We start from the raw sequence: 18,922 nt of genomic DNA on the forward strand, positions 1-18,922 counted from the left end.
CGAGCGAAGGAGTCCTGCCATGTTCGACTATCAAGAGATCCTCGACGACCTCCCCATGGATCAGATCGCGCACCAGGTGGGAGAACCGCGCGCCGAGGTGGAGAACGCCGTGCGCAACGCCCTGCCGGCCCTCCTCATGGGCCTCGGTGCGAACGCGCAGGACCCCGCCGGCGAAGCATCCCTGGCCCGGGCGCTGCAGGATCACGACCCCGCGTTGCTGCGCGGTGGCGTCAATCTCTCGCAGGTGGACACCGCTGAGGGCGCCAAGATCAGCCACAACATCTTCGGTCGCAACGAAGAGGCGGTGGTGAATCAGCTCGGCGGGCTGGGCGGCGGCAGCGGCCTCATCCAGAAGCTCATCCCGATCCTCGCCCCCATCGTCATGTCCTGGCTCGCCGGCAAGTTCATGGGCCGCGACGAGCGCCAGGGCCAGCCGGAAGCGACACCCACAGGCGGTGGCGGTCTCGGCGACATCCTCGGTCAGGTGTTGGGCGGCGGCCGAGGCGAGCAGGCTCCACCGCCGTCGACCCCTCAGACCGATCCGCAGTTCCGGGCACCCGCACCGACGAACACCCCCGGTGCACCCACCATGCCGTTCCCGGACGAGGACGAGAACCCGCTCCCCAGACGCAGCAGACCAACCAGCCCAGCGGCGGCGGCCTCGGAGGCGGCGTGCTCGGCCAGATTCTGGGAGACCTGCTGGGCGGCGGGCGCCGCTGACAGGGATCACCTCAGGACCTCCGTGGCCGGCCTCGCGCTCCCCTCCTGGGGCGGGGCCGACGGTCGGCCGGGAGCAGTCTCTTGCCGTTCGGAGATCCCGCCCCTCCCTGAGGCCTTACTCCTCGAACGGCGCCGGGTCTCCGGCGCCCACCCGGGCGACCTCCGGCACATCGCCGGTCATGTCGATCACCGTGGTGGGGTCGACGCCGCAGTCACCGCTGTCGATCACCGCTTCCACCTGGTGGTCCAGCAGTTCCTTGATGGCCCACCCGTCGGTCTGCGCCTCCTCATGGCCGGGCAGCAGGAGGGTTGAGGACAACAGGGGCGCGCCGTAGGTGGCCAGCAGATCCAGCGTGGTGCGGTGATCGGGGATGCGGACGCCGACGGTGCGCTTCTTGGGATGCATCATCATCTTGGGCACCTCGCGGGTGGCCTGGAGGATGAACGTGTACGGCCCGGGTGTGGCCGCCTTCACGGCCCGGAACACCCGGTTGTCCATCTGCACGTACTCGCCCAACTTGGCGAACTCGTCGACGACGAGAGTGAAGTGGTGCTTGTCATCCAGGTTGCGAATGCGCCTGATGCGTTCGATGCCCTCCGCGTTGCCGAGGGCGCATCCGAGCGCGAAACAGGAGTCCGTGGGGTAGACGATCAGCCCACCGTCGGCCAGGATCCGGGCAGCCTGCGCGAGAGTGCGCGGCTGGGGGTTGTCAGGATGCACATCGAAGTACTGAGCCATTGATCCAGGCTACCCACGGGCCAGGAGTTCATGGCTGATCCGGGCAACTTCATCGCCTGTCAGCGCAAGATCCATGGCGGCTGCCGAATCCGCGATGGTCTCCGGCCGTGAGGAGCCGGGGATGGGGATGAGGTGCTCGTCGAGCGCCAGCATCCAGGCCAGTAGGGCCCGCTGGGGGCTCACGCCGTGTGCCTCGCCTGTCTCCGCGAGGACAGGGTAGTTCTCGCCCACCTTCGCGGCAGGTCCGCCCGTGCCACCCAGGGGCGAGAACGGCAGGAAGGCGATGTCGCGGGCGGAGCAGTAGTCGAGTTCCTGCTTGCTGGTGTGGTTGAAACGAGGCGAGAACTCGTTCTGGACGGCGGCGAGCCCACCGTCGCCCAGCACTTCGAGGGCGATGGCGATCTCCTCGACATTGGCGTTGGAGATGCCCACCTCCGCCACCAGGCCCTCGCGCTTGAACTGGGCGAAGGCCTCCACCTCGGCGGCGTACGTGATGCTGCGGTCCGGCCGGTGGAGGTAGTAGAGGTCGATCCGGCTGACGCCGAGGTTCTCGAGCGACGCTTCGAGCCGGCTGCGTAGATAGTCGGCCGAGCCGTTGCGGCCCCACTTCTCTCCCTCGGCGCGGGTGATCCCGGCCTTCGTCGCGACCACCACCTCCGAGGTGTCGCCGCTGTAGGTGCGCAGGGCCTCGGCGATGAGCTGTTCGTTGTGGCCCATCGTGTCCCACGACGGTGCGTAGATGTCGGCCGTGTCGATCAGGGTGATCCCGGCGTCCAGGGCTGCGTGGACCATCGCGATCCCCCTGTCGCGCGGTGTGCCCTCGAACGAGGCCGGCATTCCGCCCAGGCCGATGGGTGAAACGGAGAACTGTCCAATGCGTCGTTGCTGAGCTGCCATGTCTCTGATGCTACTTGCCCCGGAGCGGGTCGACCGGGGAAGCACGTTCAGCTGTCACCGAAATCGTGCCCGGGATGAACGGCAGCGAGATGTCGGCCAACTCGACGGCGCAGGTGATGGACACCAGGACCGACGCCTGGGTGCCGAGCGCCCTCGCGACCCCGGACGCGTCGGTGTCCACAGCCGTGTGCCGGCACGCCACGTTGCGCTGCAGCAGAGCCCGTTCGACGGCGGAGCGGGCCTCCCGCTGGGCGGCGGGCACGCTCCGCTCCAACGATGCGGCTCTCGCTCCGGCAGCCGCGGCGGCGCCGACGTGCTGTTCCGCCAGCACCCCCCGCGCCAGCGTCAGCAGCAGGCCGATGAACAGCACCAGCGCAGGCAGCACGACGGCGGCCTCCACCGAGACCGCGAGGCCCCGCTCCCCCCGGATCATGACTGCGTCACCCGCTCCGTCGTCACGACGACGGTCCGGCTGATGTCCCAGGGCCACACCACGACGACCGCCCGTCCGGTCACCGTGGCCGTGGTCAGCCGGGCGCCGCGGGTGACCTCCGCAGCAATACCGGTCAGGGAGCCGTTGGAGGCGGCCTGCAGGGCGGCGGCTCGCCCCTCCCCCGCCGTCGCGCCCTCCACTGCTGCGACGGAGGCGCCCTGCTGCGCTGCGGCGATGGCGCTGCCCTCCGCCCACGACACCATCGCCCACTGGAGCAGGGCGAGGAACAGGCCGAGACCAACAGGTAACAGCAGGGCGGCCTGCACGGAGTTGCTCAGCCCACGCTCGTCTCGATGTCGCCCCATGCCGCCATCCTGCCAACGGGAGGGGTCACGTTCCGGGTCCGCGAACGGCCTGTGGATAAGGCCCCCATGAGGAGCCTCATTCGACGGTGCAATAGGCTGGCCTGTGACGCGCTACGCGTCGCACCACACACGAAAGGACACTCATGGTCAAGAAGGTAGCCATCCTCACGGCCGGCGGCTTCGCTCCCTGCCTTTCCTCGGCGATCGGCGGACTCATCGAGCGCTACACCGAGGTCGCGCCGGAGGTTGACATCATTGCCTACCGCCACGGGTACCAGGGCCTCCTCCAAGGCGACTTCCTTGTCGTCGACGACACCGTCCGCAAGAACGCCGCTCTGCTGCACAAGTTCGGCGGCTCCCCCGTCGGCAACTCCCGCGTCAAGCTGACCAACGCCAAGGACCTCGTCAAGCGCGGCCTTGTCGAAGAGGGCGCCAACCCGCTCCAGGTGGCCGCTGACCGCCTCGTCTCAGACGGCGTGGAGGTGCTGCACACCATCGGTGGCGACGACACCAACACCACCGCCGCAGACCTGGCCGCCTACCTGGCCGAGCACGACTACGGCCTGACTGTCGTGGGCCTGCCCAAGACCATCGACAACGACGTCATCCCGATCCGCCAGTCGCTGGGCGCCTGGACGGCGGCCGAGCAGGGCTCGATCTTCGCGCAGAACGTCGTGGCTGAACACAACTCCGGCTCGCGCATGCTGATCGTGCACGAGGTCATGGGCCGTCACTGCGGCTGGCTGACCGCCGCCACCGCGCAGAAGTACCGCGAATGGCTGAACGAGCAGGAGTGGCTCCCCGAGATCGGCCTCTCGAAGGACGCGTGGGACGTGCACGGCGTGTACGTGCCGGAGGGCGAGATCAACATCGCCAAGGAGTCTGAGCGCCTGAACAAGATCATGGATGAGGTCGGCAACGTGACCATCTTCCTGTCGGAAGGTGCAGGCCTCGACTCGATCGTCGCCGAGATGGAAGCAGCCGGCGAAGAGGTGCCGCGCGATCCCTTCGGCCACGTCCGCCTCAACGACGTGAACCCCGGCGCCTGGTTCGCCGACCAGTTCGCCAAGAAGCTCAACGCCGAGAAGGTGCTGATCCAGAAGTCCGGCTACTTCAGCCGCTCGGCCGCTGCCAACGACGCAGACCTGGCGCTGATCAAGCAGTGCACGGACCTGGCGGTCGACAAGGCCCTCGCCGGCGAACCCGGTGTCATCGGCCACGACGAGGAGAACGGCGACGTGCTCACCGCCATCGCGTTCGATCGCATCAAGGGCGGCAAGGCCTTCGACATCAACCAGGACTGGTACAAGGAGATGCTGGCGGCCATCGGCCAGGAGTTCCCGGCTCCGGCCCAGGCCCACTGAGCACACCCACACCCGCCCACTCGTCCTGAACGGACGCTGAGGGCACAGACCGGCCGCCCGTCAGGGCGGCCGGTTTCTGGTTCTCAGCGGCGCACCACGAAGCGCACGAGGCCGACGAGTAGCGCGCCGATGCCCAGGCCGGTGGCGGCACCGACGCCGTAGCCGATCCCCAGGTTGGTCTTCATCCCGCGGGCCGCGACGTCTTGACGGACGTAGGTGTCCGGGTCCGGTTCCGGGAGCGCGGCGGCGGCGCCCCGGAGATCGTCGAGGGTCTTGGTGGCCGCCCAGCGCCGGCTGGCCCGTCGAGCGGAGAGGACCGGCTCGACGTCGGTGTCGATGTCGATCTCGTTGGCCAGCCCGGAATGCTCATCTGCGTACTTGCGGGCGTTCTCGGCCTGCCAGACGTGATCGGTGCCCACCCACGCGGCGGTCATCAGGATGATGGTGGCCAAGAGGTTGAACACCAGCATCATCACGATGATGGGACCGAACACCCCGACAGCCGCGTTGCCGCGGAAGACGCCCATGATGAGCCCAGCCACCGACTGCAGGATCGTCAGGAACGTGGCGCCGATGAGCGTGCCGATGAGCCAGGCGCGCGGCCGCGCCGCCCTGCGCGGCATCACGATGAACAGGAACGCCATCAGCAGCCAGCTCACCACGAACGTGAGCCCGACGGTGATGAGTCCCCACAGGATGCCGATCCCCGGGACGTCCTCCCAACCCAGCCAGCCGATGACCTGTTGGCTGAGCCCGTGGCCCACCTGGGACACACCCACGCCGACGCCCATGGCGATGAGCAGGCCGACGAAGATCGCCAGGTTGATGAGCAGCTCGACGAAGAAGTTGGACTTGACCGTGGCGTCAGAGAACTTGTCCGCCCACATGACGCGCACGGCGCGCTTGAGGTTGCCCACCCAGTTGGTTCCGGAGTAGGCGGCGGTCAGCAGGCCGATCCCGAAGATGCCGCGCCAGCCGGAAAGCGTCTCTGTGATGAACTCCCCGATGTCCTTGCCGACGCCCTCGTCGCCGAGCTGTGCGGTGATGGCGTTCTGGACCTGTTCCAGGAGATCTGGGCGCAGCACCGTGAGCGTGAGGCCCAACATGGCGAAGGCGAACATGAGGATGGGCACCATGGACAGCACGGTGAAGTAGGTGACGGCGCCGGCGAACTGTGGCCCCATCCGCTTGCCGTAGCGCTCGTTGGCCGCCAGGGCATGGGCGACAGCGGGCTTGCTGGTGACCTTCTCAATCCAGTCCTTCACACGAAGGACACTACCGGGAAGCGGTTGCTACGGGCAGACCTTTTGGGTCAGGCAGGTGCTCAGACGGCCCTGGTACGGCGGCGCATGGCCAGCTCGTCCGCCGGATGATCCTCGGCGGGCGCGTCGGAGATTCGCTCCCCGGGCAGTTCGGCGAGGGTGCCCTCGAGCTCGCGCCAGACGCTGCTGACGGAGATCATGAACATGCCCTGGCCGCCGCGGGACAGGTCGAAGAGCTCGTTCGCGGACGTCACTTCGTAGACGCTGAAGCCGTCTGACACGAGGGTGAGTTCCGTCAGGTCGTCGACGCCGCGCTCACGCAGGTGCTCGATGGCCAACCGGATCTGCTGCAGCGAGATGCCCACGTCCAGGAACCGCTTCACCACGCGCAGGAGCAGGATGTCGCGGAAGGAGTAGAGGCGCTGGGTGCCGGAACCCTCGGCGTTACGAATGGAGGGGACGACGAGCCCGGTGCGGGCCCAGTAGTCGAGCTGCCGGTAGGTGATGCCGGCGACGCGGTGCGCAATGGGGCCCCGGTAGCCCGTGTCGCTGGGCACAGGGGCGAAATCGCCGTCAAAGAGCACTTCCTGCAGCGCTGCCTTCTTGGTCACGATTCCTCGCTTTGCTCACCGCGCCGGTGGTGGATCACCGACGACTCTCATGACGCTAACCGTCGCTCCGGCCGCGGGTCAACGACACGCCCAACACCGGTGATATTTACACAGATGTGGTTCGACCTCAGCTTGAGGGTTGCGCGTCGTGGGCTCAGTGCTCGGGGTTCCCGTCGTCCTCGAAATCCTCAGGGGTGACCCGGTCCAGGAACGCCCGGAAGGCCTCCACCTCGTCTGTGGGTGCGGTGTCCACCTCGACGCCCACCCGGTCCATCAGCGCCCGCGGGCACTCGATGCGCCAGCCGAGCCGGACCGCCACTGCCACCAGGTCACTGGGCCGGGCGTCGATCTCGTGGCCGCCGGCATGCAGCGAGGCCTGGTACACCCCGTCGTCGACGGACTCGATCACCACGATGCCCTCCCCCGGTTCCAGGAGTTGGAGGACGGCACCGAGCAGATCGTGCGTCATCGGTCGCTCCGGCTGCCGGCCCTCCATGGCCACCGCGATAGCCGCCGCCTCAGGGGCGCCGATCCAGACAGGCAGGCAGCGGGTACCGCCCTCCTCCTGCAACAGCAGCACGGGCGGGTCCTCCGGAGAAATGATCCGGATGCCGAGCAATTCAAGGCCGATCATGGACACACATTAGCTCAGTGGATCTGGCCGTGAAGCAGCGCGGCGTGCGCCTGGAGCACTGATCTGTAGAGGTCGCGCACCACCTCAGGCGGCGGTCCCTGCCTGCGCCGGTACTGCTCGAGGATCTGCTCGACGAGGGCGGCCTCCATCGTGGCCGCCTGCTGTAACACGCGCATCTGGCGCAGATCCACCCCGTAGTCTGCGAGCTTCTTCGCGGAGCGGGCCAGCGCAACCGCCTCCGGGCCGTACAGCTGGGAACCGCGCCGGGGCTGGATGATGCGCAGCCGCTCCAGCTGGATCAGTGCGGCCTCGCCGAGGCCGGACTCCGCGAGCACCTGACGCCGGGCCATGAGCCCGACCCCCGTGTTGGGAGCGCGCCGCTGCTTAGGCTCCGACGACTCCTCCACCGGGTGGGCATCGTGGTCCGGCCGCTCTTCACCCCGGTCGATGGCCTCCAGTTCCTCACGGATCACCTTCAGCGGCAGGTAGCGGTCGCGTTGCGCACGCAACACGTACAGCAGCCTGTCCACGTCCTGTTGGGAGAATCTGCGATAGCCGGACGGTTGTTGCCTGTCCGGTGAAATCAGTCCCTCTGTTTCGAGGTACCTCAGCTTGGATACGGAGATGTCAGGGAACTCGGGACGGATCATCTCCAGTACGACGCCGATGGTCCGCGCCGCTCCCGACATCAGGCCAGTCCGGGCTCACTCAGCGAGATCGTGGCCCGGTACTTTCCGATCTGGATCTCGTCACCTTCGCGCAACACGGTGCGCCCGTCCAGGAGCGTGCGGTTGACGTAGGTGCCATTGAGGCTCCCCAGGTCCTCCAGATACAGCTTGCCGCCGCTGCGGACGAACTTCGCGTGGTGCCTGGAGACGGTGATGTCGTCGAGGAAGATGTCCGATTCCGGGTGACGACCGACGTTGGTGATGTCCGAGTCGATGAGGAACCGGTTGGAGTTGCCAGGGCCACGGTTGACGATCAGCAGGGCGTTGCCGGCGGCCAGGGTCTTGGCCGCTGCCCGCTCCTGGTCTGTCAGCTGTACGGATTCAGTGGGATCTTCGGCGGTGACCGGGAACATCGTGGTGGTGTCACCGGTGGGGTCTGTCAGCGAGGCGCCGCAATTGCTGCAGAACCTTGCCTCGACCGGGCTCTCAGATCCACAAGTGCGGCACTTCATCGGAGTCACTTCCTCGTCTCAGCGGGGTGGGCTCATTCCCCTGTCCAGGCCATGTGAAAGGCTACGTGAGGAAACTTATCACCCGTGGGCAAGCCTGTTAACTGGGGCGCGCGAACTGCGGCTCCGCAATTTCCACCACCGAGGAGATGTCGACCGCCTCCAGTTGCTCGATCGTCACCCTGCCGCCGACCCGTTCTCCCTCGATCTCGCTCACCAGCCCGCCGCGGAACCGCGCGCCGGCCTCCAGGGTGGCCGGGTCACCGATCGCATCAATGACGTAGGGCTCAGCCAGAGCGACCCCGTCGGCCGTCACCGCCCCGCTTCCGTCCGTCGCGAAGTAGGAGTTCATCACCAGCCGGACGGCGTCATTGAGCTCGATCACCTCGGCGCCGGCGTCGCGCAGTTCCTCGACGGCGTTGAGCAGCAGCTCGGCTGTGACGCGCTCGCCCGGGTCCTGGATCTCGATGCGGATCCCGGGACCCACTGCAGGGACCGTGCCGGCGATGATGCGGGCCTGCTCGAGACGCCGGGCGGCCTCCTCGCGGGCCGCCAGGTCGCGGTCTGCGCCGCTCATCAGTTCCGTGCGCGAGCGCTCCAGTTCACGAACCTGTTCCTCGAGGCGGCGGGTCTCACCGGTGACGTTGTCCAGGAGTTGGATGAGGTCTGCCTGCCGGACGTTGGCGAACTCCGGCTGGGTGGCCTGCGAGCGCAGCGTCAACACGACGATCAGCGCGGTCAGGAACAACGCGAGCCCGACGACGAACTGGCCACGGCTGGGCCGGAAGAAGTCGCGCAGGAGACTGCGCTGGGGCTTAGCGGCGGCCCGACGCGGCTCCCGCGCCTCCTCCACCGGCACCTCTTCCACGGGCTCAGGCATGCAGGACCGCCCTACGGATGGCCGCGGCATTGGTGAAGATACGGATCCCGAGGACGACCACCACGCCGGTGGAGAGCTGGGAGCCGACGCCGATCTGGTCGCCCACGAACACAATGAGGCCTGCGATCACGACGTTCGACAGGAAGGACACGAGGAACACCCGGTCCGAGAAGATGCCGTCCAGGTAGGCGCGGGTGGCGCCCAGGATGGCGTCGAAGGCCGCGACGATCGCGATGGGCAGGTAGGGGGCGAGCACCGGCGGCAGCGTGGGCTGGAGGACGACGCCGAGCACCACGCCGGCGATGAGTCCGAGAATCGCGTACATGGAATGTCCCCTACTTCTGTTTCGCGTAGCGCACCGTCATGCCGGGGTCAGCCGGAAGGGTGAGGTCGTCGTCGGCCTGGGTGATGGTCATGGACAGCCCGTAGTTCTGCACGATGAGGTGCCACCACGCTGCCCCGGTGGTTTCGTTGAATCTGGCCTGGAGCGTATCAGGATTGCCGATGACCTCCAGCCGGTACGGCGGGCTGAGGGACACGTAGTCAACCGTGATTGCGGCACCGGCGCTGCGGATGGGCGTGAGCACACTGAGCCGCCGGCCGTTGACGCTGATGGCCTCCGCCCCAGCCTGCCGCAGGCCGTTGACGAGGCGGGTGAGGTCGCCGTCGAGCACCATGCCCTGAGCGGAGGTGGCGTCATCTGCGTCGTCCACGGTCACGATGATGCCGGGGCCCGTGACGGACGAGGCGCCGGAGAGCCTGTCCAGGAGCAGGAGGAGGTCCCGTTCAGCGGGGTCCCCGAGGGCTTCGGCGCCCAGCTGGCGAACCTCGTCCTCGAGCTCCGAGGCGGTGTCGCCGAGGACGGCCTGCCGCTCCCGCGCGCCGGCCACCCTGTCGAGCAGTTCCTGCCGCTGCTCGGCCGCGCTGCCCGTGCTCCGGGTGGTCTGGAGGACGGCGACGGTGAGCAGGATCACCACGAGGGCCACCGCCACGGCCAGGCGCGCCGGCCGGTTCCGGGGGGCGGTTGTGCTGCGGTACTCCGGCTCCAGCGCCTCAGCCTGCAGGTCTGTGAGCAGGCTCATGCTGGCATCGGGGCGACGCCTCACCGGGCCTCCCGCCCGAGAAGAATCGTCTCGCGCACGTACAACGAACCCGCTGCCCAGTACGCGACGGCGCCGGCCCAGCCGAAGCTCCACCCCGTCCAGTGCGCCCATGCCCAGCCGAGGGACGAGCCGGCCCCCAGCAGGATCAGGGGGAAGGCGAGGAGCAGCAGCATGGTGCCGGCCTTCCCCACCCAGTTGACGGGCAGGGCAACCAGGCCGTGGCGCTTGAGCGCCGGCACCAGGAGCGCCAGCATCACGTCGCGGGCCACGAGCACGACCACGAAGTAGACGGGCACGATGTCGCGCACCAACAGCGCCACCAGTGCGGCGAGGATGTACAGCCGGTCTGCGACGGGGTCCAGCTTGGCTCCGAGCGGGCTGCGCTGTTTGAGGCGGCGGGCGAGGAAGCCGTCGACCCAGTCCGTGGCCCCGAACCCCGCCAGCAGCGCGACGGCCGCGACGTCCTCCCCGGAGATGATCAGCCACGTGAACAGCGGAACGCCGAGGAGCCGGATGAAACTCAGCACGTTGGGCAGGGTGAGCACCGCGTCAGTGTCGAACTCCTGAGGAGGAACCAGCGATGCTTGCACATTGCCAGCCTAGGCCATCGCGCAGACAGGCCCGACGGTTTCGACGCGCCGCCTACGGGCCTGCGAGTGCCTTGGCGTAGACGTCCTCGATCTGCGGTCCGACCACATCCCACGAGAAGCGCCTCGCCGACTGCCAGGCAGTGACCGGATCCGCCGGGGAGGCGAGCCTCGCGCGCAGCCGCGCCGACGCCATGGCCAGGTCGTCCGGCGGGAAGAAGGACGCCACCGCGTCGTCGTCGACGACCGCACGGAAGGCGGGCAGGTCGCTCGCCACCACCGCGCACCCCCGGGCCAACGCCTCGATCAGGATGATCCCGAAGGACTCCCCGAAGCGGTTGGGGGCCACCAGCACGCGGGCCTGCTCCAACCAGCGGTTGCGCTCCTCGTTGCTGAGGGCGCCGAGTTCTCGCACCTGCGCCCCTCCCCCGGTGCCGGGGCCGATGGCCACAAAGGTCGCCTCTGGAACCACATCGGCCAGGGCCGCGAACGTGGGGTACCCCTTCCTCGGTTCGTCGAGCCGGCCGAGGAACAGCACCACGTCGCCCTGCTTCGCCGCCGGCGGCCCGGTCGGCACCTCCACCGCGTTGGGCACGACGACGGGAGCCGCGCCCGTGACAATGCGCGCCGTCTCTGCGGCCGCTTCCGACACCGCGACGCTCTGGCGGGGCGGCAGCAGTGCCGCGCGGAGCCGGAGCGGAACCGCGAGGAGGCCGGGCCGGAAGTGGGCGTGGTGGGTCACCACGAGCCTGTCCCGAGCCGACCGCGCCGCCGCGTAGGCGACTCCCGGCGTCAGCGGCTCGTGCACGTGGACCAGGTCGGCGCCGTCGATCGCGGTGCGGGCCTTCACCGCCTGAGCGGGCAGCACGCCCAGGTGCGCCACTGAGCCGTTGAACGGCAGGCTGACCGCCCTTCCCAGGAGGTGCACGTCGTCGCTCGACGGCCCCGTGCCCGGTGCCACCACGAAGGGCCGGTGGCCACGGCGCCTGAGCCAGGCCGCGAGCCCGAGCACGTGCGTCGCCACGCCGCCAGGCTGGTCCAGCGAGTACGGGCACACGAGCGCGACGCGGAGGCTCACAGGAACACCTTGCGCAGCATCAGCCAGCTCTCCGGGTGTCGCCGCACGGCATCGGCGAAGACCTCCACGGCACCCGTCATCAGTTCCTCGGCGCTGTCACCCTCGATGGGTTCCGAGACCTCCAGCCTGAGCCGGTCACCGTCGAAATACGTGGTGGTGACCCGGAGATCGGCCCCCGTGCGCCGCGCGAGGAGCGCCGGACCGGCAGGCACGCCCACGAGTGCGTCGGCCCCCGGCCACGGCACCTTGAGGCCACGGGAGGAGAGGTCACGGTCGGCCAGCAGACAGACGAGCCGGCCGGCCTTCACGTCCTCGGCCAGCAGACGCATCACATCCGGCTGGTCGACGGGGTAGATGATCATGCCCATGGCGGCGCGGGCCTCGGCGAAACGCTCGTAGACCCCGTTGGGCAGGCGTTCGGCGACACTGACCACCTTGAGCCCGACCCTGGCCGCCCAGGCACCGGCGAAATCCCAGGAACCCATGTGAGGCAGCGCCAGGACCAGCCCGGGCCCGGCCACGGACTCCCGCAGCCTCGCCAGGTGGTCGTCGTCGATCGACACGACCCGGAGGATCTCCTCGTCGCTCCACGCGGCGAGGCTCAGTGACCAGAGGTTGTTGCGGATCCAGTTGGCCAGCAGCCGACGGCGCTGCCCGCTCGTCGGCCTGGCGCCGGTTGCGTGCTCCACCGAATCCGCCCACGCGTCGACGGCCGGCAGCCGCTTCAGCGAGACGAGTGGCGCGGCAAGGCGCGCGAAGGCGTCGCCGAGCCGCCGGGGCACCCGTCGGCCCACCGCCCAGACAGCTGAGCTGAGGTCCACGTCAGCGGTGCCAGGCCTCGGCCAGCAGCCTGCGGGCGTCGCCGAGGAGTTGTGGCACGGCCTTGGTCTGGGCGATGACGGGCATGAAGTTCATGTCGCCCTTCCAACGCGGGACGATGTGCTGGTGCAGGTGCATGGCGATGCCCGCCCCCGCCACGTCGCCTTGGTTCATGCCGATGTTGAAGCCGTGGGGCTTCGAGACGGACCGCACCACGCGCATCGCCTGCTGTGTCAACTCCGAGACCTCGCGGGTCTCCTCAGGCGTCAGGTCCGTGTAGTCGGCGACGTGCCGGTAGGGGCACACCAGCAGGTGCCCGGGCGAGTACGGGAACAGGTTCATCACCACGTACGCGTGCTCGCCGCGGGCGACGACCAACCCGTCGTCGTCCGTGCGCTTGGGCGAGGTGCAGAAGGGGCAGTCGTGACCGCCCGTGGGTTTGCCCTCCCCCTCGACGTAGACCATGCGGTGCGGGGTCCACAGGCGCTGGAACGCGTCCGGCACACCGGGCAGCGTGCCGGACGCCTCAATGTCGTCCATGGTCACTCGCCGGCGGTGGGCGACTCGTTGGAGCGCGACCCGATGAAGTCGACGATGGTGGTCACCGCGTCGTCGACACTCACAGCGTTGCGCTGTGACCCGTCACGGAACCGGAACGACACCGTGCCGCCGTCGCGGTCCTCGCCGCCCGCGATCAGGATGAACGGGGCCTTGCCCTGCGTGGCGTTGCGGATCTTCTTGCCGAACCGGTCGTCGGAGGTGTCGAAGTCCACCCGCACGCCCTTCGCCTGCAACTGAGCGACGACGCCGCCGAGGTACTCGTCGAACTCGGAGGCCACCGGGATCGCGGTGACCTGGACCGGCGAGAGCCAGGCGGGGAACGCGCCGGCGTAGTGCTCGATGAGCACGCCCATGAACCGCTCGATGGAGCCGAACTTCGCCGAGTGGATCATCACGGGCTGCTGGTGCGAGCCGTCGGAGGCCGTGTAGTGCAGGTTGAAGCGCTCCGGCTGGTTGAAGTCGTACTGGATGGTCGACATCTGCCAGGTGCGCCCGATCGCGTCCTTCGCCTGGATCGAGATCTTCGGGCCGTAGTAGGCGGCACCACCGGGGTCTGCGACCACGGGCAGGCCGGATTCGCGGGCGATGCCTTCGAGAATCTCGGTGGCCTCGGCCCACTGCTCGTCGGAACCGATGAACTTGTCCTTCTTCTTGCCGTCCTCGTCGCGGGTGGAGACCTCCAGCGCGACGTCGGTGAGCCCGAAATCGTTGAGCAGCGACAGGACGAAGCGCAGCAGGTGCCGCACCTCGTCCGGCGCCTGTTCCTTGGTGCAGTAGCTGTGCGAGTCGTCCTGCGTGATGGAACGCACTCGGGTCAGTCCCTGCACCACGCCCGAGGCCTCGTCGCGGTACACGGTGCCGAACTCGAAGAAGCGCAACGGCAGGTCCCGGTAGGAACGGCCACGCGACGAGAAGATCAGGTTGTGCATGGGGCAGTTCATGGCCTTGAGGCGGTACGCCTGGCCACCCTTGACGACGTTGCCCTGCTCGTCGCGCTCGGCGTCCTCCAGGATGGGGGGGAACATGCCATCGGCGTAGTACGGCAGGTGGCCGGAGGTGTAGAAGAGTTCCTCCTTGGCGATGTGTGGCGTGCCGACGTAGTCGAAGCCCTCCTGGATGTGGCGGGTGCGCACGTAGTCTTCCATTTCGCGCTTGATCACACCCCCGCGGGGGTGGAACAGCGGGAGGCCGGAGCCCACGATCTCGTGGAAGCTGAACAGGTCGAGTTCGGTGCCGAGCTTGCGGTGGTCACGCTTGGCCGCCTCGTCCAGCCGGGTCTTGTAGGCCTGCAGTTCCTCCTTCGACGGCCACGCGATGCCGTACACCCGCTGCAGGCCGGCGTTGCGCTGGTCCCCCCGCCAGTAGGCGGCGGAAGTGCGGGTGAGCGCCCAGCCGTTGCCGAGGTAGCCGGTGTGCGGGATGTGGGGGCCCCTGCAGAGGTCCTTCCATGCCACCGAGCCGTCGCGGTTGAGGTTGTCGTAGATGGTGAGTTCGCCGGCGCCGACCTCGACGGAGGAGCCGTCGTCGTCCGAAGCGCTGGACTTTGCGGAGATGAGTTCGAGCTTGAACGGCTCGTCAGCCAGCTCCGCGCGGGCCTCTTCGTCTGTCACGACGCGGCGCACGAAACGCTGGCGTGCCTTGATGATCTGGCCCATCTTCTTCTCGATGGACTTGAGATCTTCAGGGGTCAGCGGGTCCACCTGGAAGTCGTAGTAGAAGCCGTCCGTGATGGGCGGGCCGATACCCAGCCGCGCGTCGGCATGCAGGTCCTGCAGCGCCTGCGCGGTGACGTGGCCGCACGAGTGGCGCAGGATCGAGAGGCCCTCCGGGCTGTCGATGGCGACCGGCTCGACAACGTCGCCGTCGGCCAGTTCGCGCTGCAGGTCCAGGAGTTCCCCGGCGACACGCATGGCGACGACCGTGCGGTCCTCACCGAAGAGATCGAGCCCCGTGGTCGTGGTAGTCAGCTCCACCTGTTCCGCCTGGTCGTTGCGGTGGACGGTGATGACTCCACTCATGGGGCACTCCTTGTGGTGTGGTCGGTTGGTCTGACGCCCCCATTGTGCCGCGTGGAGCTCAACCGTGGTAGTTGGGTCCCATCACTGCCGCGCCGTCCTGATCGCGCCGATGGAGGCGACGATGACGCAGGCCATCGCCACCCATTCCGGCCAACGCAGCCACTCCCCCAGCACCATCCAGGCGAAGAGTGCGGCCGCAGCGGGCTCGAGGCTCATGAGGATCGAGAACGACGCGGCCTTCAGGGAGCGCCTGGCCTGCAGTTCCATGGCATACGGGATCACGGTGCTGAGCAGCGCCACGGAGGCCATGACGCCGAGCACCCTGAGGTCGCCGAATGCGCCGTCGGCCAGCAGGGTGCCCGGAACGATCAGGGCCGCGGCGCCGATGAGGCTGCCGACGGTGAGCCCACTCATGCCCTCCCATCGCCTGCCCACGGGGCCCGCCAACGCGATGTAGCCCGCCCAGAGGGCGCCGGCAGCCAGGGCGAACACCATGCCGAGCGGGTCCACGACGGTGGGGCCCGCGCCCAGCAGCACCACGCCGGTCGCCGCGAGGGAGACCCAGAGGATGTCCAGCAACCTGCGTGAACCGAGCACGGCCAGGGCCAGTGGGCCGACGAATTCAAGCGTGACGGCCAGCCCAATGGGGATGCGCTGGAAGCTGAGGTAGATCAGCATGTTCATCCCCGAGAGGCACAGGCCGTAGGCGACGACGACCAGCCAGTCGCCACCGCTGCGTCCGGTGACCCGCGGCCGGGAGAAGGCGAGGAAGATGACCGCGCCGATGAGGGCCCGCAGGAACGCGAGGGTGACGGGATGGGCCGAGTCGAAGATGGACTTGGCGATCGCCGCCCCGAACTGGACGGAGGCGATGGCGATCAAGACCAGGACGACGGGGCGGGGCACGGCCCGACTCTACGCGGGCGGGGCGGTTTGCCGGTCCCACCTCATCAGCGCCGAGCCTTGTCGCCCAGCATCTCCAGAGTGCCGAAACGCCGTTCTTCGTGAGGGAGGCTCACCTCGCGGAGGTAGCCGGCCACCTCTGCGGGACCGTGCTGCTCGAAGTGCCGGATGAGGCTGCGGATGTCGTCGGGGTGGCGGTTCTGGCTCATCTTGGCCTTCGCCTCGATCCGGTCGATCGTGAGTTCAACGCCGACGATGGCGCGCGACATGAGGCCCAATTTCTCCGCTCCGACGGCGTCGAGCACTTCGGGCCCCTCCATCCGCTCGGTGAGGGCGCTTGCGGCGCGAAGCGCTGCCTCGGGACTCGGGTCGATACGGACGGGGCCCCAGGCATGGATCGTCAGGTAATCCCAGGTCGGGACGTTGGGCAGTTCCTGGTTGGTGGCGTACCAGTGGGGCGAGATGTACGCGTCGGCGATGTCCAAGATGGCCATCCCACGGCCGGTGATCGGGGTCCGGGCCTGGGGGTTGTTGCGCACCAGGTGGGTGACCAGCACGCGGGATCCGCCGCGGGATTCGCAGTGCATGGGGACGAAGGTCGACAGCGGTCCGTCTTCATGGACGGTCACGAGATTGCCAGGACGCACCTCGGCGAGCAGTTGCTGCAGGCGGTCCTCGGGAAGGCTGAAGTGGTCTGGCACGTGCACGCAGCCATCCTAGGCGCTGGCCGGGCTGGCGCCGCCCCCGGGGCGGGTCATTTTCTGTCCACCGCGCCCCGTCCTGCATCATTGTCCTTGCATGAGAGGAGACACGTGCTCACAATTCTCTGGGCCATCGGCATCACTGCGGAGGGAATGACCGGGGCCCTGGCCGCCGGCAGGGAACGCATGGACCTCTTCGGCGTCATCATGGTCGCGCTGGTCACGGCGCTCGGTGGCGGATCCATCCGCGATGTCCTGTTCGGGCACTATCCGCTCACGTGGGTCCGCGATCCCGAGTACGTGTTGCTCGTCGTGCTCGCAGCCGTCATCACCATCTCTATCGCCGGGATCATGAAGTACTTCCGGCAACTGTTCCTCGCACTCGATGGTCTTGGGCTGGTGGTCTTCTCCATCCTCGGAGCGCGGGTGGCCCTCGACATGGAACTGGGCATCATCATCGCGGTCGTCGGTGCCGTGGTGACCGGCGTGGCGGGCGGCATCATGCGGGATCTGTTCTGTGACCGGATCCCGTTGGTGTTCCGTGAGGAGTTGTACGCCTCCGTGTCCGTCATCGCCGCGCTGCTCTTCGTGGGTCTGTTGGAGGTGGGGGTCGCCCACAATGTGGCGGTGGCCGTCACCCTGGCCGGCGGTTTCGCCCTGCGGATGCTGGCCATCAAGTTCCGCTGGCGGTTGCCCGTCTTCGAGTACCAGGATTCGGCGGTCGACGGCCGCAAAGCACTTCGGAAGGTCGCGCTGAGCCTCCGCAGCCTCCGTCTGCTGCGCCTCCAGGACCGTCGACCGGTCATCGACGACTGAGCGCTACCGCCTCGGTTCACTGACGCGTCGGCCCAGGGCGATCACGTCCATGTTCCACACGACGCGCTCCGAATCAGTCGTGAGGTCGACGGGGATCAAGCCCGCGGCGCCATGGGGAAACCCTGGCGACCCATTCCCAGGACGGGCCCCCTGACACCACGATGTTGAGTGTGGAGCATCAGCCGGAAATGGAAAAAACACCCGGCATGGCCGGGTGTCTTCTGGTGGGCGGTACTGGGTTTGAACCAGCGACCTCTTCCGTGTCAGGGATGCGCCGCAGAGCACTTTTCGTCTCATCGAGCCGCATTTACGCTCAGCAGGGTGCGGAACACACCCCCTCCGAGAGGCTCTTCCACAACCGCTTGGCACACAACTGGCACACAAACGGCAGGTGCTGGAGCTTGCCCAGCCCCACGCGACCCGTGACGCCTTGGGGGCAAAACCAACCCGGAAGGCTCCGCAACACATACCCACACCGTAACCCCGAACAGCCCGCCGAGAACAGGCGACACCCTGCCTCCCGACCCGCGAGCCCGTCCTAAGTTGCCGCCGTCGGTCCCACGCGGAAGCCGGGCCCGGGCCGATGCCCAGGGTTGCAGAACGGGAGCCCCGGGCGATCACTCCCCTGCAGGATCGAACCCCGGGGCGGCATGAGCAAGAGACCACATTGGTATCATGATGGTATGGCTATGACACTCCGGCTGGACCCTGAGGACGAGAAGACCCTCGCACTGCTCGCCGAGGCCGAAGGGGTGAGCAAACAGGAGGCCACCGTGCGCGCTATCCGGGAAGCAGCCGCACGACGGCTCCGTGAGGACAAGGTACGGCTGCTGTCCGTCGCGGCTCGGACGCGCTACGCCGACCTGCTCGACCGGTTGGGCCAGTGATCGAGCACCTCACCCTCGAGGACGTCTTGTCGTTGGTGGAAGACCTCGGAGTTGGCCCGGTTCGCGACATCGGACTGCTCGACTCCGCGGTCCACCGCCCACGGGTGAGCGTCTTCGGCAGAGATGCGTATCCCGGCCTCGACGACAAAGCAGCCGTACTCCTGGAATCGTTGGTCGGTAACCATGCCCTGGTCGACGGGAACAAGCGCCTGGGCTGGCTCTCGCTGGTGGTGTTCTACGGACTCAACGGCATCGATCTGGATGCACACGACGACGAGGCCTACGACCTGGTCATCGCGGTCGCCAGCGGGACCGCGACCTACCAGGAGGTGTCGGCCCGCCTCGCATCTTGGCACTGACTACACCT

The 18,922-nt window shown here is 68.1% G+C and carries 23 protein-coding genes and 1 pseudogene; 5 read left to right on the top strand and 19 right to left on the bottom strand.

Features of this window, described 5'->3' with window-relative positions:
* Positions 1-55: 55 nt before the first annotated feature.
* A pseudogene (locus tag ACX1DX_RS03930) lies at positions 56-385 on the top strand (DUF937 domain-containing protein); the annotation flags it as partial.
* 450 nt (positions 386-835) lie between these two features.
* On the opposite strand, the gene ACX1DX_RS03935 reads toward ACX1DX_RS03930, so the two are convergent.
* The 4 genes from ACX1DX_RS03935 to ACX1DX_RS03950 are packed head-to-tail and all read right to left on the bottom strand — an operon-like array spanning position 836 to position 3,154.
* Positions 836-1,459: an L-threonylcarbamoyladenylate synthase gene (locus tag ACX1DX_RS03935; protein ID WP_182764636.1), complete on the bottom strand. Its 624-nt coding sequence runs from the start codon at positions 1,457-1,459 to the stop codon at positions 836-838.
* 9 nt (positions 1,460-1,468) lie between these two features.
* Positions 1,469-2,356 carry an aldo/keto reductase gene (locus ACX1DX_RS03940; protein WP_459397708.1) on the bottom strand — a complete coding sequence of 296 codons (888 nt, stop codon included), beginning with the start codon at positions 2,354-2,356 and terminating at the stop codon, positions 1,469-1,471.
* Between the two features lie 10 nt (positions 2,357-2,366).
* Complete coding sequence (locus ACX1DX_RS03945; protein WP_459397709.1) at positions 2,367-2,789, bottom strand: TadE/TadG family type IV pilus assembly protein; 423 nt, start codon at positions 2,787-2,789, stop codon at positions 2,367-2,369.
* A complete protein-coding gene (locus tag ACX1DX_RS03950; RefSeq protein ID WP_459397710.1) occupies positions 2,786-3,154 on the bottom strand; it encodes a TadE/TadG family type IV pilus assembly protein in 369 nt (122 codons plus the stop codon). Before ACX1DX_RS03950 ends, ACX1DX_RS03945 begins: the two co-directional genes overlap by 4 nt.
* A 143-nt stretch (positions 3,155-3,297) precedes the next feature.
* On the opposite strand from ACX1DX_RS03950, the gene ACX1DX_RS03955 reads away from it, so the two are divergent.
* On the top strand, positions 3,298-4,518 hold the full coding sequence (locus ACX1DX_RS03955; protein ID WP_459397711.1) for a pyrophosphate--fructose-6-phosphate 1-phosphotransferase: 1,221 nt from the start codon (positions 3,298-3,300) through the stop codon (positions 4,516-4,518).
* A gap of 83 nt (positions 4,519-4,601) precedes the next feature.
* Here ACX1DX_RS03955 and ACX1DX_RS03960 read toward each other — a convergent pair whose 3' ends face one another.
* The 15 genes from ACX1DX_RS03960 to ACX1DX_RS04030 all read right to left on the bottom strand — a co-directional run bounded on the left by ACX1DX_RS03960 (position 4,602) and on the right by ACX1DX_RS04030 (position 16,858).
* On the bottom strand, positions 4,602-5,783 hold the full coding sequence (locus ACX1DX_RS03960) for a YihY/virulence factor BrkB family protein (RefSeq protein WP_459397712.1): 1,182 nt from the start codon (positions 5,781-5,783) through the stop codon (positions 4,602-4,604).
* Between the two features lie 59 nt (positions 5,784-5,842).
* A complete protein-coding gene (locus tag ACX1DX_RS03965; RefSeq protein ID WP_459397713.1) occupies positions 5,843-6,391 on the bottom strand; it encodes a MerR family transcriptional regulator in 549 nt (182 codons plus the stop codon).
* Positions 6,392-6,545: 154 nt separating this feature from the next.
* Positions 6,546-7,025 carry a bifunctional nuclease family protein gene (locus ACX1DX_RS03970; RefSeq protein WP_459397714.1) on the bottom strand — a complete coding sequence of 160 codons (480 nt, stop codon included), beginning with the start codon at positions 7,023-7,025 and terminating at the stop codon, positions 6,546-6,548.
* 14 nt (positions 7,026-7,039) lie between these two features.
* Complete coding sequence (ftsR, locus tag ACX1DX_RS03975) at positions 7,040-7,714, bottom strand: transcriptional regulator FtsR (protein WP_459397715.1); 675 nt, start codon at positions 7,712-7,714, stop codon at positions 7,040-7,042.
* Complete coding sequence (locus tag ACX1DX_RS03980) at positions 7,714-8,205, bottom strand: FHA domain-containing protein (protein ID WP_459397716.1); 492 nt, start codon at positions 8,203-8,205, stop codon at positions 7,714-7,716. The genes ftsR and ACX1DX_RS03980 overlap by 1 nt, the downstream gene beginning before the upstream one ends.
* Positions 8,206-8,302: 97 nt before the next feature.
* Positions 8,303-9,082 (bottom strand): DUF881 domain-containing protein, encoded by a 780-nt coding sequence (locus tag ACX1DX_RS03985; RefSeq protein ID WP_459397717.1) that lies wholly within the window; start codon positions 9,080-9,082, stop codon positions 8,303-8,305.
* The gene (locus ACX1DX_RS03990) at positions 9,075-9,407 is read right to left on the bottom strand and encodes a small basic family protein (protein ID WP_459397718.1); all 333 of its coding nucleotides are present in this window, start codon (positions 9,405-9,407) and stop codon (positions 9,075-9,077) included. Before ACX1DX_RS03990 ends, ACX1DX_RS03985 begins: the two co-directional genes overlap by 8 nt.
* A gap of 10 nt (positions 9,408-9,417) precedes the next feature.
* Entirely contained in the window at positions 9,418-10,164 is a 747-nt protein-coding gene (locus ACX1DX_RS03995) for a DUF881 domain-containing protein (RefSeq protein ID WP_182764626.1), read from the bottom strand.
* Positions 10,165-10,184: 20 nt separating this feature from the next.
* On the bottom strand, positions 10,185-10,775 hold the full coding sequence (locus tag ACX1DX_RS04000) for a CDP-alcohol phosphatidyltransferase family protein (protein ID WP_182764625.1): 591 nt from the start codon (positions 10,773-10,775) through the stop codon (positions 10,185-10,187).
* 52 nt (positions 10,776-10,827) lie between these two features.
* Positions 10,828-11,850 (bottom strand): glycosyltransferase family 4 protein, encoded by a 1,023-nt coding sequence (locus tag ACX1DX_RS04005; RefSeq protein WP_459397719.1) that lies wholly within the window; start codon positions 11,848-11,850, stop codon positions 10,828-10,830.
* Positions 11,847-12,671 (bottom strand): LpxL/LpxP family acyltransferase, encoded by an 825-nt coding sequence (locus tag ACX1DX_RS04010; protein ID WP_459397720.1) that lies wholly within the window; start codon positions 12,669-12,671, stop codon positions 11,847-11,849. Before ACX1DX_RS04010 ends, ACX1DX_RS04005 begins: the two co-directional genes overlap by 4 nt.
* A gap of 1 nt (position 12,672) precedes the next feature.
* Positions 12,673-13,215 carry an HIT family protein gene (locus ACX1DX_RS04015; RefSeq protein ID WP_459397721.1) on the bottom strand — a complete coding sequence of 181 codons (543 nt, stop codon included), beginning with the start codon at positions 13,213-13,215 and terminating at the stop codon, positions 12,673-12,675.
* Positions 13,212-15,248 (bottom strand): threonine--tRNA ligase, encoded by a 2,037-nt coding sequence (thrS, locus tag ACX1DX_RS04020; protein ID WP_459397722.1) that lies wholly within the window; start codon positions 15,246-15,248, stop codon positions 13,212-13,214. The genes ACX1DX_RS04015 and thrS overlap by 4 nt, the downstream gene beginning before the upstream one ends.
* An 81-nt stretch (positions 15,249-15,329) precedes the next feature.
* Positions 15,330-16,154, bottom strand: coding sequence for an EamA family transporter (locus ACX1DX_RS04025; protein ID WP_459397723.1), 825 nt, complete (start codon positions 16,152-16,154; stop codon positions 15,330-15,332).
* A gap of 44 nt (positions 16,155-16,198) precedes the next feature.
* Positions 16,199-16,858, bottom strand: coding sequence for an FMN-binding negative transcriptional regulator (locus ACX1DX_RS04030; RefSeq protein WP_459397724.1), 660 nt, complete (start codon positions 16,856-16,858; stop codon positions 16,199-16,201).
* 105 nt (positions 16,859-16,963) lie between these two features.
* Between ACX1DX_RS04030 and ACX1DX_RS04035 the strand changes: the two genes are divergently transcribed.
* From ACX1DX_RS04035 to ACX1DX_RS04045, 3 genes are all read left to right on the top strand, one after another.
* Positions 16,964-17,668: a trimeric intracellular cation channel family protein gene (locus ACX1DX_RS04035; protein ID WP_245243909.1), complete on the top strand. Its 705-nt coding sequence runs from the start codon at positions 16,964-16,966 to the stop codon at positions 17,666-17,668.
* Between the two features lie 683 nt (positions 17,669-18,351).
* Entirely contained in the window at positions 18,352-18,555 is a 204-nt protein-coding gene (locus ACX1DX_RS04040) for a CopG family transcriptional regulator (RefSeq protein ID WP_182763402.1), read from the top strand.
* Positions 18,552-18,914 carry a type II toxin-antitoxin system death-on-curing family toxin gene (locus tag ACX1DX_RS04045; RefSeq protein WP_182763403.1) on the top strand — a complete coding sequence of 121 codons (363 nt, stop codon included), beginning with the start codon at positions 18,552-18,554 and terminating at the stop codon, positions 18,912-18,914. The genes ACX1DX_RS04040 and ACX1DX_RS04045 overlap by 4 nt, the downstream gene beginning before the upstream one ends.
* Positions 18,915-18,922 lie beyond the last annotated feature (8 nt).

Source organism: Tessaracoccus zhenghani (assembly GCF_054552775.1).